The following is a 16,620-nucleotide window of genomic DNA, read 5'->3' on the forward strand; positions in this document are numbered from 1 at the left end:
GATAAAGCCTCGTTCGCATTCCTATATAGCTCAGGTAAATGGCAGCAATTCCGTTGCCAAATTCTTCTGAACTGACAACTTGACATTGCGCCAAACGGTTCCCTAGCCTGCAAGTTTACCAATTTAACCGTTACCCCGGATTTTTTCTGCCGCGAATTCTGTTACGTCCAGAGTCTCCCGGCCCGGAACCAGTTGATATGCAAGTACTCATCGACAAACGAACCCAACTCATCAAAGCCAAAGCCGCCGACTTGGGTTTTGACTTCTGCGGCATTGCCAAAGCCGACTTTCTGGAAGACGAAGCCCCCCGGCTGGAGGCCTGGCTGAACCAGAACAGGCACGGCCAGATGAGCTATATGGCCAATCACTTCGACAAGCGGCTCGATCCCCGGCTGCTCGTCGACGGAGCCCAATCCGTTATCACAGTCCTGCTCAACTATTACCCCGAAGAACGCCTGCCGGAAGGGGAAGATGACTACAAACTCTCCAAATACGCCTACGGTACCGACTACCATTTTGTGCTGAAAGATAAGCTAAAAGCGCTGATGGCGTATATCCACGAGGAAATCGGGGAAGTGAACGGCCGGGCCTTTGTCGACTCGGCACCGGTGATGGATAAAGTCTGGGCGAAACGCGCCGGACTCGGCTGGATCGGTAAACACAGCAACCTGATCAACCGCGACATCGGCAGCTTCTTCTTTATCGGTGAGCTAATCCTGGATCTGGAACTGACCTCCGACGGCCCCATTGCCGACTATTGCGGCACCTGCACCCGCTGCGTAGACGCCTGCCCGACGGATGCCATTGTGGAACCGTATGTGGTAGACGGCAGCAAGTGTATCTCCTACTTTACCATTGAACTAAAAGAAGCTATTCCGGATGAAGTGAAAAGCAAGTTCCAGAACTGGATGTTTGGCTGTGACATCTGCCAGGACGTCTGCCCCTGGAACCGCTTTGCCCGGCCCCACCAAACGCCGGAGTTTAACCCGCATCCGGCGCTGGAGCAATTTACCAAGGCTGACTGGGAGGAGATTACGGAAGAAATCTTTCAGGCCATTTTCCGGCGCTCGGCCGTCAAACGCACAAAACTCGCCGGTCTGAAGCGAAATATACAGTTTCTGCGGGAATGACCGTTCACTAAACGGTTCCTGTCTTTATGGCAATTAATAACTACATTGCTTTCTAGCTTTTTAAATTCTTTACCTGGATATGCAACGTGACCGTGCTCTAACGGAACAAAAATTAATTGATGCTGTCGGCCAGATTATTCACACAGATGGTATTGATGAAGTAGGTATCAACCGGATTGCCAACCGGGCTGGGGTCAATAAAATTCTGATTTACCGCTATTTCGGTGGGCTGGACGGCCTGATGGACGCTTATGTCAGGCAGGCTAAACCGGTAATCAGCACCCCAATGCTGGATGTGAATGCGCTGAAGTCAGCTTCCCTAGAAGAGGTATACAAGACGGCCTGCGAATACATTATTGGCGAGTTCCGACAACTTCGCAAGAATACAGAAGCGCGGGAATTTCTGCGCAAAAACCTGTTTGAGCCCGACGCCATTCACAATCCGCTGGGCGTTGAGCGTGAAAAGCAGGCCAATGAAATGATTGAGGGGCTTTCCAAGCTGATTGGAACCCCCCACGCGCAGGGATTTGCCGCCATCGTTGCCAGTGCTATGATGATGCTTACCTTTTTGTCGCAGCCTAAAAGGGTGATGATGGGTTTGGACCTGAGTACCGACGAAGCCTGGAGCAAGATTGAAGATGCCCTGCGCCAGATGTTTCGGGGTGCTTACCTGACCACCCGCGAACGACTGGCTAATGCCAACGGTGACCTCAGAAATGAAGTTTCCACGGCCTCAGGCCAGGAAGTTTCTTAACACCTGACCCACGCGCCAGGCTTCTTCATACGTATTGTAGAGGGGTGTCGGAGCCAGCCGGATGCAGTCGGGCTCACGCCAGTCGCCGATTATGCCCTGCTCCACCAGCCGGTTAAACAGGGCTTTTCCGTCCCGTTGTACCAGCAGAGACAACTGACAGCCGCGCTCGGCTGGAGTAGCCGGTGTTATGATTGCCAGCGGATAACCGGAGTCTCGCAGGACAAATTCCAGGAAAGCCGTCAGCTGCTCACTTTTCCGGCGCAGAGCTTCCATACCCGCTTCGGCGGTAATCTGCAGGGCTGCGTGGTGGACGGCCATGGCCAGTACGGTGGGGGTGCTTAGCTGCCAGCCGTCGGCACCCGCCATGGGTACAAACCCTTTGGTCATGTCAAACCGGTGTTCCTCATCATAGCCCCACCAGCCGGCCAGCCGGGGTAAATTTGCCTGGTGGTGTTTTTCATGAACGAAGACGCCTGATACGCCCCCCGGCCCGGAGTTCAGGTATTTATAAGAGCACCAGAAGGCAAAATCAACCTGCCAGTCGTGCAACTGCAACGGAACATTACCGATGGCATGGGCCAGGTCAAACCCGACCGGCACACCCACTTCGTGCGCCTTTTGGGCAATGGCCGCCATGTCGAAGACCTGTCCGGTATAATAATGCAGGCCGCTCATCAGCACGAGCGCCAGCGTATCGCGGTGTTCATCAATAGCGTGCAGAATATCGGCCATCCGCCACGTATATTCGCCCTCCCTCGGGAATACCTCCACCAGTACCTGGTCCGGATTCAGCCCTCTGGATGTTATGTGAGTTTCGAGCGCGTACTGGTCCGACGGAAAATCGCCCCCGATGGTCAGGATTTTGGTGCGCTGCCCGGCAGGCTGGTAAAATGAAGTCAGCATCAGGTGCATATTCACCGTCAGGTTGTTCATGGGCACCACTTCGGAGGGGTTGGCCCCCACGATTTGCGCCAAGGGTTCTTTGCAGCGTTTGTGAACGCTCAGCCAGGGGGTATCCTCCGAGTGGTCGGGCCGCATAAACCAGCCTTCTACGGCCAGATGCTGCCAGACAGTTAGTTCCCGGCCTAGGGCCTCCCGGGCGGTTTTGGGTTGCAGACCGAGGGAGTTGCCGCAGAAGTAGATCAGGTCTTTGCCCTCGGCTTGCGGGATCAGGAAGCGGTCGCGGAAGGGTCGGAGTGGATCGGCCTGGTCGAGTTGCTGAGCGACGTGCAATGAATTTTCGAAGGTCATAGAGTAGCGTACGTTGGCGGCAAATGTAAAGCAATTGATCGGTAAAGCTTGTCACCGGATGTTTACTCCTCCTTTACGGAACGCCCCTATTTACTACTTTTGTGTTTTCTTAAGTACTCATGACGTGTCGGATTTGTGGCAATACTGAAAACAATACCGTGTACCACCCACGGGAAATGATGTTAGGGCTTCGCGAAGTGTTCACCTACTTCCAGTGCAGCCAGTGCCAGTGCTTACAGATTGAAACCATTCCGGCCAACCTCGCCCGCTTCTACCCCACCGAATACAATGGTTTCGAAGCGCCCCGCAGTCATATCTTTCAGGGAATAAAAGGTGCTTTCCGCAAAAACCGCTACCAGGCTGCGTTGTTTCCTGACGGACTTATCTCCGGCCTGATGAACAGCCTCTTTCCGGCCGGACAGTACCAGCACCTGGGAAAACTGGGGCTCACGCGTTCGACCCGGATCATCGACATCGGCTGCGGCCGGGGCAGTTACCTATACCCGCTGTACGAACTGGGCATGAAAAACGTGCAGGGAGCCGATCCCTTTATTCCGGCCACCATCACCTACCCCAACGGCTACCGGGTGCAGAAGAGTTTCGTCTATGAAGTGGGGGGCGAATGGGATATCATCCTGTACAACCACTCCTTTGAGCATGTGCCGGACCCACTGGAAAATCTACAGGCCGTCTACCGCCTGCTGGCCCCCAATGGTACCTGCCTGATCCGGATTCCGACGGTATCGTCATACGCCTGGGAACACTACCGCACCGACTGGTTTCAGTTGGACGCGCCCCGTCACCTCTTCCTCCATTCGGTGCAGAGCATGAAGCTGCTGGCGGAACAGGCCAGTCTGACCCTGACTGCGGTAGAATACGACTCCGACCATGCCCAGTTCATCCACAGCGAAAAGTACAGGAACAACATTGCCATGTACGAAGATGCATCGGCGCTGTACGGTTCTACACTGAAGCGAAAACTGACTAAACTAAACTACGCGAAACAGGCCAGAACGCTGAACCAGACCAATCAGGGCGACCAGGCCATCTTCTATTTAAAGAAGGTACAGGGGGTATGATCCGGGCGAGTGGTAGAATTGGCTGACCAACTGCTTTTAGAGTAAAGCGTTACCCACTTGTCTCTATGTTGCTGAACGTAAAAGCCACCGCCCAGAATACCTACGATGCCATTGTTGTTGGCTCCGGCATCAGCGGAGGCTGGGCCGCTAAGGAACTCACCCAAAAAGGCCTGAAAACCTTACTGCTGGAGCGGGGCCGGGATGTAAAACACGTCACCGACTACCCCACTGCCCAGCAGGCCCCCTGGGATATGGCCCACCACGGCCGTCTGTCGCTGAACGAGAGCGAGAAATACCGGCTGACGATGCGGAATTATGGCGTTAACGAGGGCAACAAGCACTTTTACGTTGATGAACAGGAAAGCCCCTATGTGCAGACCCGTAACGAAGTATTTGTCTGGCCACGGGGTCATCAGGTGGGAGGGCGTTCGCTGACGTGGGGTCGGCAGGTATACCGGTGGAGTGACCTTGACTTTGAAGCCAATCTGAAAGATGGAGCCGGAGTCGACTGGCCTATCCGTTACAAAGACATTGAACCCTGGTACCGCTATGTCGAGAAGTTTGTCGGCGTCAGCGGCACCAAAGAGAACATGCCGCATCTGCCGGACAGTGATTACATTGCACCCATGCAGATGAACTGCCTGGAAAAGCACGTAGCCGGGCAGGTGCAGCAACTGTACGGCGACCGCCGGATCATTATTGGCCGGGTAGCCAACCTGACGCAGCCGGTGGGTAATCGGGGGCTCTGCCAGTTCCGCAATATGTGCGACCGGGGTTGTCCGTTTGGCGGCTATTTCAGCAGCAATGCGGCTACTATACCCGTTGCCATGCAAACCGGCCGGCTAACCCTACGCCCGCAGAGCATCGTGCTGAATGTGCTGTACGACGAGAAAACCAAACGGGCCAAAGGGGTAACAGTGCTCGATGCCGAAACCGGCAAAACCTACGAATATTTCGCCAAAGTCATTTTCCTGAACGCCAGCACCATCAGCACGGCCATGATTCTGCTCAACTCCGTCTCAGACCGGTTCCCGAATGGGCTGGGTAACGATTCCGGCGAATTGGGGCATAACCTGATGACGCACCACAAAACGCAGGTGAACGGCCGCTACGAAGGCTTTGCCGACCAGTACTATTACGGCCGCCGGGCCAATGGCATTTACGTGCCCCGCTTCCGGAACGTCACCGACAAACACCCCCATTTTACCAGGGGCTACAACTACCAGGGTGGAGCCTCCCGCCCCCGCAACAATCCGGCTGATGGCCCTGGCTTTGGGGCGGAACTGAAAGAATTTGTATCCCGGCCGGCCGACCACTGGACCATGTCGCTTACTTCATTTGGTGAGCAGTTACCGGACCACGGTAATTTTGTCAGACCCAGCCAAACGGTGAAGGATAAATGGGGCGTATCGGTGCCGGAAATTCACTTTGAGTGGAAAGACAACGAGCGGCAAATGTCGAAAGACGCCATGAACCAGGCCGTCGAAATCCTTGAAAAAACCGGCTTTAAAGACGTACGCATCACCATCGGCAATCCGGAACCGATGTCGACGGTACACGAGATGGGTACCGCCCGCATGGGCCGCGACCCGAAAACCTCGGTGCTGAACGCCCGTAATCAGCTGCACGCCGTCCCGAACGTCTTTGTCACCGACGGGGCCTGCATGACCTCATGCTCCAGCGTAAACCCCTCGCTGACCTACATGGCCCTCACCGCCCGCGCCTGCGATTATGCCGTAAAAACGCTGAAGCAGTCGTAGCCGGAATTAATTAAGTTTCAAAGTCCAGACCTCTTTATTTCTCACGCCATTCTGGTCACTGCCCAATCCGAGATAAAATGTGTTACCGATGGAAAAGCCAACAGCCCCGATCTGTACCGGTGGAGCATTGGATTGAGCCGAGGGCAGTAGTTCCCAGTTATCATTTTTGTACTCATAGATCTGGGTATTACTCTCTGTAAAACCAAAGGTGCGGCCTGCCAAATGTACAAATCTTATTATTGAACGAGACATATCGGGCCTGCCATCAAACTTGGTCGCTGAGTTAGGGTTAAATTCAACAAAGGACAGGGGGAATGAAACAATATCATTACTGACCAGCGCTCCCCCACCGATAATGCATTTGCCGTTATAAGGGAACATAACGGGCCCCAGGCGACCATCCAATCGGCTTCCCATTCCCGTAGCCGGGATCAGAGCCGATGATCCGGCTGACATATTATATTCCAATAGCCCGGTCTGAGCAACAGACTGGCTCCCGTCATTGGTTTGACCAACGCCGATATATGCTTTATCCCCCAGCACACAGGCCGAACAAAACGTACGATTCATCCGGGAATCCGTTCGGGTTGCCCACTGATCAGTTGATTGGTTGTATACCAGCACTTCTCCCGGAACCGCCTGCTTGACGGTAAACATTCCTGTCAGATAACCAATATTGTTGTAAGCAAAACCAGTTGCATAAGCTCCTCTTCTGGGTAAGCTTCGCTTTAGATTCCACCGGTTTGCTCCGGCATCAAACTCCCAGAGTTCATCCGTCTGATTCTCCCCACCCAAGTTTCCCCCTGCCAGGTATGCCTTATTTCCAATGACGAAAACCCCGGCATCTGAACGCGGAAGGCCGGGAAAGTCGGCAATCCGCTGCCAGACAAAATTGAGGGATGACGAACTGATTGTAACCGTCTGCTGAGCGGTATTACTTCCCCCAGGGCTATTGGCCGTTAGCTTAACGGTAAACGTACCGGCCTGGGTATATTGCTTGGAAGGATTAGTCTGCGTAGAGGTACTGCCATCACCAAAGTCCCACTCATAAGAAGTAGCATTGGTCGATTCATTGGTAAATGTCACGGTGCAGGTTGCAATGCAGTTATTGTTCGATACTGTGAACTTAGCCACGGGTGGACCGGAGATTAACTGTTTTGGCTCCAGGCTCCATTTAGAGCATCCGCCTGCGAAACCGGCAAACAGCACAAGAAGATAAAGGTAGGATCTCATGGTGAAGGAGTCTGTAAGAATGAATAGCAGGACGGAAGATTCTATTTACGGTAGAAGTAAAAATCACCAACCAGCGACGATGACTCCCAGGGTGTTTGCTTACGATCACTTTTCTGGGTCACTTCGATACGCACCTGCTTAAATACTTCCTCAATGGTCAGATTAGGCTGCCTGACTACCCTGAGGAAGGCCTGCGTGTACAAGCCGTTACGTCCTGATCCGTCGGCCGCCGTCTGACCCGGCGCCGTTGAGTAGGCGATATATGTACCCTGCGGAGCCATCATAGAGGCTAGTCCTTTGTTGTCTCCACCCCGGCTCAGACTCCGGGTAAACGGATTGTTGCGACACGCATCCAGTACCACAATGTTGGTGCGGGTGCGGGCTTCTTCCATCTTTGCCACGATGCGCTCGGCTGGTTCACACTCATAAGCAATGTCAGCCTCACTGCGGGGATCAGCATCAACCGGTACCAGGTAGTTCGTTCCATTGTGCTGAACGCCATGGCCGGCGTAGTAAAACATACCTACCTGGTAATGTGCCAACTGCTCACCGAAATCTTTCACAGCCTGATTGATACCACGCTTGTCCAGATCGGTCCGCAACATAACGGTAAAGCCAACCTCCTCCAGCGATTTGGCCACATCCTGGGCGTCGTTCACCGCATTCATCAGCCGGCTTGCACCCGGATAGCTGGCGTTACCGATCACCAGAGCCAGGCGTTTCTCGGCCACCGTAGATGTCCTGGCCGGTTCAGCGAACAGTTCGCTGGTGTTTAAGAGCTTAGAGTTACTCTTAAAGGTATCTATCTTTTTCTCCTGTCCCCAGACAGGAAACGACAGTCCGAACACAGCAAGATAAATGAGAAAACGTGTCATAGGATCTATCTGGTGAGCAAAAGCAGGCTGGTTCCGTTAGGTTAAAACGTTCTGGCCAAACCCAGTGTAGGTATCCGCGTACCTGGCTGCAGGTTAAGCGACATGATCGTGTGTTTGGGTTTCTTTACCACCCTGTACACTACATTAGCAACCGCCAGTGCCGCTGCCGCTCCGGCTACGACGTAAAACGTCCCTTTGCGACGGTCAACCTGCGCCTTTAACTGATTATATCGGGCCAGTTCCGCCTGATCGGCCACCTCTCTGGGAGCGGCATTGTATTCGTTAACATCTTTGTTGATACCAGAGGCCAGAATGAAGCTATAAACAGCCAGCCCTCCCGTGGCTACCCAGCCGGCAATCGGCAGAATAGCTGGTTTTACAGCCTCCGACCCCGGTAGAGAAGTAGCAGGGCGACTTTGAGCCGGCTGAGCGGATTCCGGCCGCGGAGTGGCTTTGGTAACCGGGATGGTCCGCGCCAGCCGGATAATCACCTGCACATCTTCGTTCAGTTTTATATTGTCGCGCAAAACGTCCCAGTACACAGTCTTGTTCAGGCCGGGCCGCAGTCTTTTACCTACATCGCCGGTAACGGTCAATGGCCGGATCGTAGCGCCGGAGGCAGTTTGTAACTCAACATACAGAGAATCCTCCGGCTGTACACTGGGCAGGTCATACTCAATAACCACCTTACGCAGGGTGTTATCAATACGAAAGCGGATGTTGGTTGCAGACGATTGTTGCTGCGCACAGGCAACAAAAGCCCATAGAAGGATGCCTATATTGAGTGAACCGACGCGTATCAGGTGTTTCATAGGACGTTGTAGTTAGACCACCTTATCTGTTTTACCCACTATGAACCTTCGCCTACTTGTTTTATTACTCCATCGCCATCAATCTATTACTAAACTAATACCCTTCAGACTTTAAAGCAAGCTAATGTCCGGCCACTTATCGTTTGGGAATCAGCGCCTGACGAATAAAATAGAATTCACCTACCAATGCCGACGACTCCCAGGGCGTCTGCTTCCGGTCGCTTTTCTGGGTTACTTCCTGCCGCACGCGTTTAAACACTTCTTCTATTGTTAAATTCGTAAATTTGATCGCTTTCACAAAAGCCTGCGTGTACAAACCATTACTGCCCGACCCACTAGCCGCCGTCTGCCCTGGTGTTGTTGCATAGGCGATGTACGTACCTTGCGGGGGCATCATACTGGCTAACCCTTTCGTACCTGCGCCCCGGCCCAGGCTTCGGGTAAATGGATTGGTATAGCTGGCATCCAGCACTACTATATTGGTACCTGTACGGGCCTCTTCCATCATCGCTACGAAGTGGTTTACCGGCTCACATTCTTTGGTGATATCAGCCTCGCTGTGGGGGTCAGCATCGACGGGTACCAGGTAATTAATTCCCTCGTGCTGAACGCCATGACCGGTATAATAAAACATAGCCGTTGGGTAATCGGCTAATCGCTCGTTAAAGTCCCTGATGGCCTGGTTAATGCCCTGTTTGTTCAGGTCTGTACGGAGCATAACCTCAAACCCGATTTCTTCCAGTGACCTGGCTACCTCCTGGGCATCCGTAACGGCATTCGTCAGCTGGCTTATCCCAGGGTAACTACCATTGCCAATTACCAGAGCAAGCCGCTTCTCGGATGAGGAGGGTGGTTTGGGGTCTGAAAACAGATCACTGGTATTCAGCTGCTTCGATTTACTTTTAAATGTATCGATCTGCTTTTCCTGAGCGCAGGCAGGGAATATGAGTCCGAAAAGAAAAAGAAAAACATATTTCATAGCGGTAAGGAGTTGAGGTTGAACTATTCCCTAACCTGCACAGCTATACGTATTACCCGGCAAACGTACTGAACAAGGTCTTGGCGTAGGCTAGGTCCTGCCGGTGGGCCGTCCTGGCATCCATGGTATTGGGCGACTGCTTTTCGAGGCATTGCTCCAGCACCAGCATCGGGCGTATGCCCGTGGCCTGTAACGCCTTTACCAGCCGGGCATAATCAATATCGCCCTCCCCAAAGGTCTCGGTCCAGATCCCCCCTTTCGACTGCCGCAGGTGGAGTTCGGTGATGCGCTTGCCGTATTGCTTCACAATGTCGAACAGGGCTACCTGCGAATTACCGGAACCCCGGAAAATCCAGTGGACATCCAGACAAAGTGACACATTCTGCGGATCGGTGGCTAACAGCATGTGGTGAAACTCACGGGCTGCGTTACGCATTTCCATGTCGTGCGTGTGGTAGGCCAGTACCATACCACGCTTGCGGAGCTCGGCCCCCAGGCGGTTCAGGTTCTGCGCCTGTATATTCAGGTCTTCGTCGGATTTATCGGCCGGATTGGTCCCCCAGCGGAGCGGGTTTGGATTGGTTACAACAATCTTTACCCCCAGCGGACGGGCCGCATCAGCAATAGCCGTTACGTTCTGTATCGTTTTATCTGCGTCTTCAGCCGTATGGAGCGTGCTGTTTACGTAAATGGAGCGCATCTCCAGGTTGTACTTTTTCAGCAGCGGAGCCAGCGCTTTAAAATCGGCGGCCGTGTTCACCGAAGGCTCATACCCCTGGATACCCGAACTGGCAAAGTCCGCCAGGGAAGCATCCAGGTTGGCGTACCAGTCTTTGCCGGCCCGTTGATAAAAGGTATGCCAGGTATACGCGTTACAGGCAATGTAGAGCTGGTCGGCGGCAGGTAGGTTGGCCAGCACCGGCGAATCGGCGAGATACGTGGCTCCGGCTATACCGGCGAGTGATTGAAGAAAGTTTCGGCGCGTAGCTGGCATGTATGGGTAGCGGATAATGATAAATTGGTAATCAAGTTAACAGGCTTATGGGACATTTGCAACCAGAATGTCGTTTGCTGTTCAGGCCTGTATGATCTAATGAACAGCCAGAACCCCCTCTTTCAAAGCGTAGGTAGACACCTGAATTGACCGGATCCCAAACGTTTTCAAGACATAATCGATCAGGCAAACGGCGACCACGATCATGTCGACCCGCAATTCAATCATGCCGAGCAGTTGCATCCGTTCTGCGTGGTTGCGGGTGATGAGCAGTTCATACGAGCGGTAAAACTCCGCCAGCGGCAGGTCAAACGCCGACTGGCCTTGCTCCGGCCACTGGCCCCACTCGTGCATATGCTGCATATCCACCAGCGTATCGAAGGTGCCGGACGACCCAACCAGCACCCCTGGACTATATTGGTGTACGGCATTGGCCAGCGGCAGCAGCTGTTCCTGAAAATAGTCGTGCAGCCGCCGGACGGCCGTAGGGCTGATCGGGTCCGTAGTCATAAAGCGCTCACGGAGCCGCTGCCCGCCAATTTCAAAGCTCTGCTTCCAGAAAACGCGGTCCCGGTTGCCGATAATGAATTCGACACTGCCACCGCCGATGTCCATAATCAATGCCGTTTCAGCACCCAGCGCCCCCGATGCCCGAACTCCGTAGTAGATGTATTGGGCCTCCTGATCACCAGAGATAACCTGGATGTCAAACCCGGTGGCGTTTTTCACTTTCGCTATAAAATCAGCTTGATTGCCGGCGACGCGGATGGCACTGGTCCCGATAGCCACCACCTGCTCCGGTGGAATGTCAAAGGTATTGAGCACATCCTGGAAATACGTAAGCACCGTCAGGGCCCGCTCAATAGCATCGGCGGCAATAAAGCCCTGGTTGATACCCGCCTGGCCAATTTTGGCGGGCCGGCTTTCGCGGAAGAGCGTCTGGTACGTTCCGTCGGGCTGTCTGCCGACAATCATCAGGTGAAAGGTATTGGTGCCAAGGTCAATGACAGCCTGCTTCATAGGCACAAACATTGGATAAAATGCGCTGCAAGTATAAATCAACTTCAGCACAAACCGCGCTGCAGCTTGATTCTTTCCTTTATAGGATGTACCTTTGCTACCCGTTTTGTGTAAAAATTCAATTACTATCCGGATATGATTATTGTTAATGTAAAAGAAAACGAGTCGATTGACAAAGCCCTGAAGCGCTTCAAGAAGAAATTCGAGAAGACGGGCGTTTTGCGCGAACTTCGTTCTCGGACGGCTTTCGAAAAACCGTCTGTAAAGCGCCGGCATGAGATCATCCGTGCGGTTTACAAAGAGAAGATGTACGGCAAGCACACTGAGCAGTAATCATCTGTACGTCAACTAGCGCGCAGTTGACCATACACTGATTACCGGTAACAAAAGCATGAATGGCAGCAGACAGCAATGTCTGCTGCTTTTTTGTTGTCTATGAACCGCCGGGCGGCCCCGCAGGACTTCCACCGGATCGAAAGGATGTACCGGATAAAAAAGCGGGACTTTGGTAGGTTTAACCAGAATCCTGTTCAATCTTTATGATCTTGTAAACACCCCAGCTCAAGATTGAATTACCTAGACTACATACGGTACGAAAAACGCCTGAGCCACCATACCTACACGGCTTACAAGAATGACCTGGAGCAGTTTCAGGACTATTTACGTACGCAGTATGAACTGGACAAGCCGGAGCAGGCCGATTTCCAGATGATTCGCTCGTGGGTGGTGAGCCTGGTTGAGGAGGGGATGGACAAGACATCGGTGAACCGCAAGATCGCTACCCTCCGAAATTTCTTTGAGTTCCTGCTGCGTCATAAGGTAGTTGATACCAACCCGATGCTCAAAATCCAGGCGCTGAAGGTCAACCGCAAGATCCCCGTCTTTGTCGAAGAAAAGCCCATGGCCACCCTGCTCGACGACATTGAGTTTCCGGACGATTTTATGGGCGTGCGGGACAAACTGGTCCTTGAGCTTCTTTACGGCACCGGCATCCGCCTGAGCGAACTCGTTGGCCTGAAAACGACGGATGTCAATTTGTACGAAAAAACCATCATTGTCCTGGGCAAGCGCAACAAACACCGTATTGTGCCGCTTAGTCAGCCACTCTTCAAACTGGTGCAGGATTATCTGCGGTTGAAGGAAACCTTTTTCGAAGGGAAAGCCGATGCCACTATTCTGCTGGTGAGCGATCAGGGTATTGCCGCCTACCCGGTACTGATTCAGCGTATCGTCAAGAAATACCTGACGCTGGTAACAACGCTGGAGAAAAAAAGTCCGCACGTACTCCGGCATACTTTCGCTACCCACCTGCTCAACCGGGGGGCCGATCTCAACGCCATCAAAGATCTGCTGGGGCATACCAGTCTGGCCGCTACCCAGATTTATACGCACAACAGCATCGAGCAGCTGAAAAAAACATACGACCAGGCCCACCCGAAAGCAAAGTCCGATTAGATTTGCGGCATGGATACCCTAACCCTCCGCGATACCCTGTTTCGCCTGATTGAACAACAACCGAATGCCGAAAAAGCGGTTACCTGGCTTCGTCAGCAGGCCGATATGTTCCGGCAAAATCCGCAAACGGCCGTCTTCTACCGCATATTTACCTCACTACCCCGCTTTACCGGCAAAGCACCGGTAACGGTTCCGACCGATATTGCCGATGCACTGAACCAGCTTCGGCCCGGCTTTCAGGTACACAGCTGGACCCTCGACCGGCTGGCACGGGTGTGGTGGCTGCTGCAACTACCCGCCGAAGACGAATCTTCCTACGTAAAGACGATCACCGAGCTTTTTAAGTCTGCGGAGCTGAATGAACTGGTTGCCCTGTATTCGGCCTTGCCGGTACTGGCGTTTCCGGAAGCCTGGCGATTCCAGGCCTCTGAGGGTGTGCGCAACAACATTGGCGATGTGCAGGCGGCCATTATGCTGCGCAACCCCTACCCCGCTGACTACCTTGATGAACTCGCCTGGAACCAACTGGTCATGAAAGCTTTCTTTACCGAGAAAGATGTTACACAAATTATCGATTTTGAACAGCGCACGAACGAAAATCTGGCCCAGATTGTGATCGACTACGCCCGTGAGCGTAAGGCAGCGGGGCGCAGTATCCATCCCAACCTCTGGCATCTGGTCAAACCCTTTGTGACTGACCAGAATAAAGCGGAGTTAACGCAGCTATTTGATCAGTAGCATTCCGTTTGACTACTCTTATCGGTAAGCCTGGCCCTCTGGGAGTCAGGCTTTTTGCATTATACCAATACTTGCTTGAAAGTTTTAAAAACAATATTGATAGTTTTACTATCAAACCTATATTTGCACCGCTTCTCACTACCGGAAGCGTTCAGATATACCTACCATGGATTTAAGCTTAGTTGTCAGTAATCTCACAAACCCGACACTGCTCTTTTTCGTATTGGGGGTTTCAGCGGTATTTGTTAAATCCGATCTGGAAATCCCCTCTCAAATCTCAAAATTCGTATCGCTCTATCTCTTGTTCTCTATTGGCTTCAAAGGCGGTATGGAACTGGCTCACAGCGGTCTCACCACCGAAGTAGCCACCACATTGGGTATTGCTATTTTCATGGCCCTACTGGCTCCTGTTACCAGCTTTTTTGTGCTGAGAAAGCGACTTGGGGTATACGATGCCGGAGCTGTGGCCGCTACCTATGGCTCTGTCAGCGCCGTTACGTTTGTCACCGCCAGCAGTTTTCTGGCCGATAAGGGTATTGCCTTCGGCGGCCACATGGTCGCGGCCATGGCGCTGATGGAGTCCCCGGCCATTATTATCGGCGTAGTGCTGATCCGGCTATTTTCGGATGATACTACCGCCCAGCACCACTCTCTGAAAAACATAATCAAAGAGGGCTTCAGCAACGGCTCGGTCCTGATGATTCTGGGCAGTCTGATCATCGGCATCGTCTCAGACGAAAAACAGGCCGAGGGTATAAAACCTTTTACCAGCGATATCTTTAAGGGTTTTCTGGCCCTGTTCCTGCTCGATATGGGTATTCTGGCCGCCCAGCGCATAAAGGCCTTCAGAAATGCAGGTTGGTTCCTGACCGGTTTCGGTATCATTATGCCGTTGCTGAATGCCTGCCTGGTCATCCTGATCTGCCACGCGTTTGGCATCCATACCGGCAACACCTTCCTGCTGGCAATACTGGCAGCCAGTGCGTCCTACATTGCCGTTCCGGCTGCTTTGCGACTAGCCATACCCCAGGCAGATCCCGGCCTGTATATTCCAATGGCGCTGGCGGTTACCTTTCCTTTTAATATTGTAATCGGGATTCCGCTTTATTACTATCTCGCAGGTATTTTATAAAAAACCCCGGCAGGTGCCGGGGTTAGTTTTAATGTACTGAATTAGTACCAGCGATACGTCAGACCGGCCGAAAGCAGCAGATTCTGACTGTTGTTAATTTCGTTGTACTTAAAGAATACCTGCTGGTATTGCGCCTGCACATCAAGCCCCAGCCCTCCTTCACGCCGACCAAATAGCTTGAAACCAACAGCTGGGGCGATGGCTCCGCGGAAGTTAGCCTGCTGATCGGCCAGTGTACCCCAGAAGGTTGTGTAGTTTACCCTGGCTACTCCTCCGCCTATCTGCACATACGGCCGGAAAGCCGCAGCATTGTCCGTGAAGTAGAAGGCAGCCGTAGCCAGTGCCGGAATCATAGTTAGCGTCCGGGTCTGCACCGCAGATACCGTCTCCGTATCGAATTGATAAACCTGACGGCCCAGCCGCTGCTGGGTATACTGGTAGCCCGACTTCAGACCGAGCGAAAACCGTTGCGGAAACATCCACTCCAGCTGCATGACGGCATTCGTCGGAGAAATCCGGTTGATATAATCCGTTTGCGTACCCATCGGAATGGCTACGCCATAATGTGCCGATATATTAAAGGTGACATAGCGGTTGAACGGCGTCTCAAAACTTACCCTGGGTGCTCCAATATAATCATCCTGCGCCAGCGCTAGGGTTACCGGCACGGCCAGCAACAGCATCAAACATATCTTTTTCATATCCTGATTTCAATTATTGGCCCGTTTGCAGATACGGTGCCTGGTTGAACACTGCGTTGACAATCTGATTGACGGACTGTTCATCAAAAATGCCGTCACCTCTCACCTGAGCCTGGAAAATTACCCGCAGTTGATTCTGATTGGAACCCGTGCCAGTACTAACCGGACCATTCTTCAGATCCACCATTTCAATTAACCAGTAATTCTCCTGCACCTGGTAGAAACTGTAGTAGTTCTGGTAGTACGGGTAGAAGCCACCCAACCCAGGGCCAAAGCCGGGGCCGAACCCACCTCCCCAGTAGTTCATGTAATAATTGGAGTACGGATTCGTCGTAACGCCAGTATAGACGTTATTTACCCGGATTACCGCTACGCCCAGATCGGCCTTCTCCCCTCTGCCCACCCGCTGAAAGCCGCGGTTAGTCAGGTTTTGAGCGACCTGATTTACCACCTGCCGCTCAGCCAGCGTTAGAGAGGGCTGAGCACGGTCATTGGACGTCACCACAACCGAATCCGGCAGGCTATACGTACGGTATTGGCCAAAATTAATGGAGCGGTCATAATTGGTTATAAACACCTGACTATCCTCCACACTCAGGTCATCCAGTGCATTATCCCGACAGGAAACCAGGCTGCCGCCGACAACAAGCCCAATGAGGGCGGCCATGGTTCCCAAGCGAAGTTTTCGTGCTATAGGTATCATCGTC

The 16,620-nt window shown here is 52.8% G+C and carries 17 protein-coding genes; 8 read left to right on the plus strand and 9 right to left on the minus strand.

What is annotated here, in order from left to right; genetic code table 11:
- Positions 1–197: 197 nt before the first annotated feature.
- Together queG and ABD949_RS09830 are read left to right on the plus strand one after the other, a co-directional pair.
- Positions 198–1,130, plus strand: a complete 933-nt coding sequence (gene queG, locus ABD949_RS09825; protein WP_345242992.1) for a tRNA epoxyqueuosine(34) reductase QueG — start codon at positions 198–200, stop codon at positions 1,128–1,130.
- A gap of 79 nt (positions 1,131–1,209) precedes the next feature.
- A complete protein-coding gene (locus ABD949_RS09830) occupies positions 1,210–1,884 on the plus strand; it encodes a TetR/AcrR family transcriptional regulator (protein ID WP_345242993.1) in 675 nt (224 codons plus the stop codon).
- Here the strand turns inward: ABD949_RS09830 and kynU are convergent.
- The gene (kynU, locus tag ABD949_RS09835) at positions 1,864–3,135 is read right to left on the minus strand and encodes a kynureninase (RefSeq protein WP_345242994.1); all 1,272 of its coding nucleotides are present in this window, start codon (positions 3,133–3,135) and stop codon (positions 1,864–1,866) included. The two genes, ABD949_RS09830 and kynU, sit on opposite strands and share 21 nt — an antisense overlap.
- 176 nt (positions 3,136–3,311) lie before the next feature.
- On the opposite strand from kynU, the gene ABD949_RS09840 reads away from it, so the two are divergent.
- Both ABD949_RS09840 and ABD949_RS09845 read left to right on the plus strand, forming a co-directional pair.
- Entirely contained in the window at positions 3,312–4,214 is a 903-nt protein-coding gene (locus ABD949_RS09840) for a class I SAM-dependent methyltransferase (protein ID WP_345242996.1), read from the plus strand.
- Positions 4,215–4,279: 65 nt separating this feature from the next.
- Positions 4,280–5,974 (plus strand): GMC oxidoreductase, encoded by a 1,695-nt coding sequence (locus tag ABD949_RS09845; RefSeq protein WP_345242997.1) that lies wholly within the window; start codon positions 4,280–4,282, stop codon positions 5,972–5,974.
- Positions 5,975–5,980: 6 nt separating this feature from the next.
- Here ABD949_RS09845 and ABD949_RS09850 read toward each other — a convergent pair whose 3' ends face one another.
- From ABD949_RS09850 to ABD949_RS09875, 6 genes are all read right to left on the minus strand, one after another.
- Positions 5,981–7,207 carry a PKD domain-containing protein gene (locus ABD949_RS09850; RefSeq protein WP_345242999.1) on the minus strand — a complete coding sequence of 409 codons (1,227 nt, stop codon included), beginning with the start codon at positions 7,205–7,207 and terminating at the stop codon, positions 5,981–5,983.
- A 41-nt stretch (positions 7,208–7,248) separates the two neighbouring features.
- The gene (locus tag ABD949_RS09855) at positions 7,249–8,082 is read right to left on the minus strand and encodes a caspase family protein (protein ID WP_345243001.1); all 834 of its coding nucleotides are present in this window, start codon (positions 8,080–8,082) and stop codon (positions 7,249–7,251) included.
- Between the two features lie 41 nt (positions 8,083–8,123).
- Complete coding sequence (locus ABD949_RS09860; protein ID WP_345243003.1) at positions 8,124–8,894, minus strand: hypothetical protein; 771 nt, start codon at positions 8,892–8,894, stop codon at positions 8,124–8,126.
- 136 nt (positions 8,895–9,030) lie between these two features.
- On the minus strand, positions 9,031–9,873 hold the full coding sequence (locus tag ABD949_RS09865; protein ID WP_345243005.1) for a caspase family protein: 843 nt from the start codon (positions 9,871–9,873) through the stop codon (positions 9,031–9,033).
- A gap of 52 nt (positions 9,874–9,925) precedes the next feature.
- Positions 9,926–10,867, minus strand: coding sequence for a sugar phosphate isomerase/epimerase family protein (locus ABD949_RS09870; protein WP_345243007.1), 942 nt, complete (start codon positions 10,865–10,867; stop codon positions 9,926–9,928).
- A gap of 96 nt (positions 10,868–10,963) precedes the next feature.
- Complete coding sequence (locus tag ABD949_RS09875; protein WP_345243009.1) at positions 10,964–11,887, minus strand: Ppx/GppA phosphatase family protein; 924 nt, start codon at positions 11,885–11,887, stop codon at positions 10,964–10,966.
- A gap of 135 nt (positions 11,888–12,022) precedes the next feature.
- Between ABD949_RS09875 and rpsU the strand changes: the two genes are divergently transcribed.
- The 4 genes from rpsU to ABD949_RS09895 all read left to right on the plus strand — a co-directional run bounded on the left by rpsU (position 12,023) and on the right by ABD949_RS09895 (position 15,212).
- Positions 12,023–12,220 carry a 30S ribosomal protein S21 gene (rpsU, locus tag ABD949_RS09880; protein ID WP_345243012.1) on the plus strand — a complete coding sequence of 66 codons (198 nt, stop codon included), beginning with the start codon at positions 12,023–12,025 and terminating at the stop codon, positions 12,218–12,220.
- A 234-nt stretch (positions 12,221–12,454) separates the two neighbouring features.
- Complete coding sequence (locus ABD949_RS09885) at positions 12,455–13,342, plus strand: tyrosine-type recombinase/integrase (protein ID WP_345243014.1); 888 nt, start codon at positions 12,455–12,457, stop codon at positions 13,340–13,342.
- A gap of 9 nt (positions 13,343–13,351) precedes the next feature.
- Positions 13,352–14,080: an EboA domain-containing protein gene (locus ABD949_RS09890; RefSeq protein WP_345243016.1), complete on the plus strand. Its 729-nt coding sequence runs from the start codon at positions 13,352–13,354 to the stop codon at positions 14,078–14,080.
- Between the two features lie 166 nt (positions 14,081–14,246).
- A complete protein-coding gene (locus tag ABD949_RS09895) occupies positions 14,247–15,212 on the plus strand; it encodes a sodium-dependent bicarbonate transport family permease (protein WP_345243017.1) in 966 nt (321 codons plus the stop codon).
- A 41-nt stretch (positions 15,213–15,253) separates the two neighbouring features.
- Here the strand turns inward: ABD949_RS09895 and ABD949_RS09900 are convergent, their stop codons facing one another.
- Both ABD949_RS09900 and ABD949_RS09905 read right to left on the minus strand, forming a co-directional pair.
- Positions 15,254–15,913, minus strand: a complete 660-nt coding sequence (locus ABD949_RS09900) for a porin family protein (RefSeq protein ID WP_345243018.1) — start codon at positions 15,911–15,913, stop codon at positions 15,254–15,256.
- Between the two features lie 13 nt (positions 15,914–15,926).
- Complete coding sequence (locus ABD949_RS09905; RefSeq protein ID WP_345243019.1) at positions 15,927–16,616, minus strand: DUF4136 domain-containing protein; 690 nt, start codon at positions 16,614–16,616, stop codon at positions 15,927–15,929.
- Positions 16,617–16,620 lie beyond the last annotated feature (4 nt).

Source organism: Nibrella saemangeumensis, assembly GCF_039541915.1.
GTDB lineage: Bacteria > Bacteroidota > Bacteroidia > Cytophagales > Spirosomataceae > Nibrella > Nibrella saemangeumensis.

Excerpts from the sequence above, each read along its gene's own strand:
- ABD949_RS09840 (WP_345242996.1), top strand. The coding sequence starts at position 3,312 with ATGATGTTAGGGCTTCGCGAAGTGTTCACCTACTTCCAGTGCAGCCAG.
- ABD949_RS09870 (WP_345243007.1), bottom strand. The coding sequence starts at position 10,867 with ATGCCAGCTACGCGCCGAAACTTTCTTCAATCACTCGCCGGTATAGCC.
- ABD949_RS09905 (WP_345243019.1), bottom strand. The coding sequence starts at position 16,616 with ATGATACCTATAGCACGAAAACTTCGCTTGGGAACCATGGCCGCCCTC.
- ABD949_RS09865 (WP_345243005.1), bottom strand. The coding sequence starts at position 9,873 with ATGAAATATGTTTTTCTTTTTCTTTTCGGACTCATATTCCCTGCCTGC.
- ABD949_RS09830 (WP_345242993.1), top strand. The coding sequence starts at position 1,210 with ATGCAACGTGACCGTGCTCTAACGGAACAAAAATTAATTGATGCTGTC.
- rpsU (WP_345243012.1), top strand. The coding sequence starts at position 12,023 with ATGATTATTGTTAATGTAAAAGAAAACGAGTCGATTGACAAAGCCCTG.
- queG (WP_345242992.1), top strand. The coding sequence starts at position 198 with ATGCAAGTACTCATCGACAAACGAACCCAACTCATCAAAGCCAAAGCC.
- kynU (WP_345242994.1), bottom strand. The coding sequence starts at position 3,135 with ATGACCTTCGAAAATTCATTGCACGTCGCTCAGCAACTCGACCAGGCC.
- ABD949_RS09860 (WP_345243003.1), bottom strand. The coding sequence starts at position 8,894 with ATGAAACACCTGATACGCGTCGGTTCACTCAATATAGGCATCCTTCTA.
- ABD949_RS09855 (WP_345243001.1), bottom strand. The coding sequence starts at position 8,082 with ATGACACGTTTTCTCATTTATCTTGCTGTGTTCGGACTGTCGTTTCCT.
- ABD949_RS09895 (WP_345243017.1), top strand. The coding sequence starts at position 14,247 with ATGGATTTAAGCTTAGTTGTCAGTAATCTCACAAACCCGACACTGCTC.
- ABD949_RS09890 (WP_345243016.1), top strand. The coding sequence starts at position 13,352 with ATGGATACCCTAACCCTCCGCGATACCCTGTTTCGCCTGATTGAACAA.
- ABD949_RS09850 (WP_345242999.1), bottom strand. The coding sequence starts at position 7,207 with ATGAGATCCTACCTTTATCTTCTTGTGCTGTTTGCCGGTTTCGCAGGC.
- ABD949_RS09900 (WP_345243018.1), bottom strand. The coding sequence starts at position 15,913 with ATGAAAAAGATATGTTTGATGCTGTTGCTGGCCGTGCCGGTAACCCTA.
- ABD949_RS09875 (WP_345243009.1), bottom strand. The coding sequence starts at position 11,887 with ATGAAGCAGGCTGTCATTGACCTTGGCACCAATACCTTTCACCTGATG.
- ABD949_RS09845 (WP_345242997.1), top strand. The coding sequence starts at position 4,280 with ATGTTGCTGAACGTAAAAGCCACCGCCCAGAATACCTACGATGCCATT.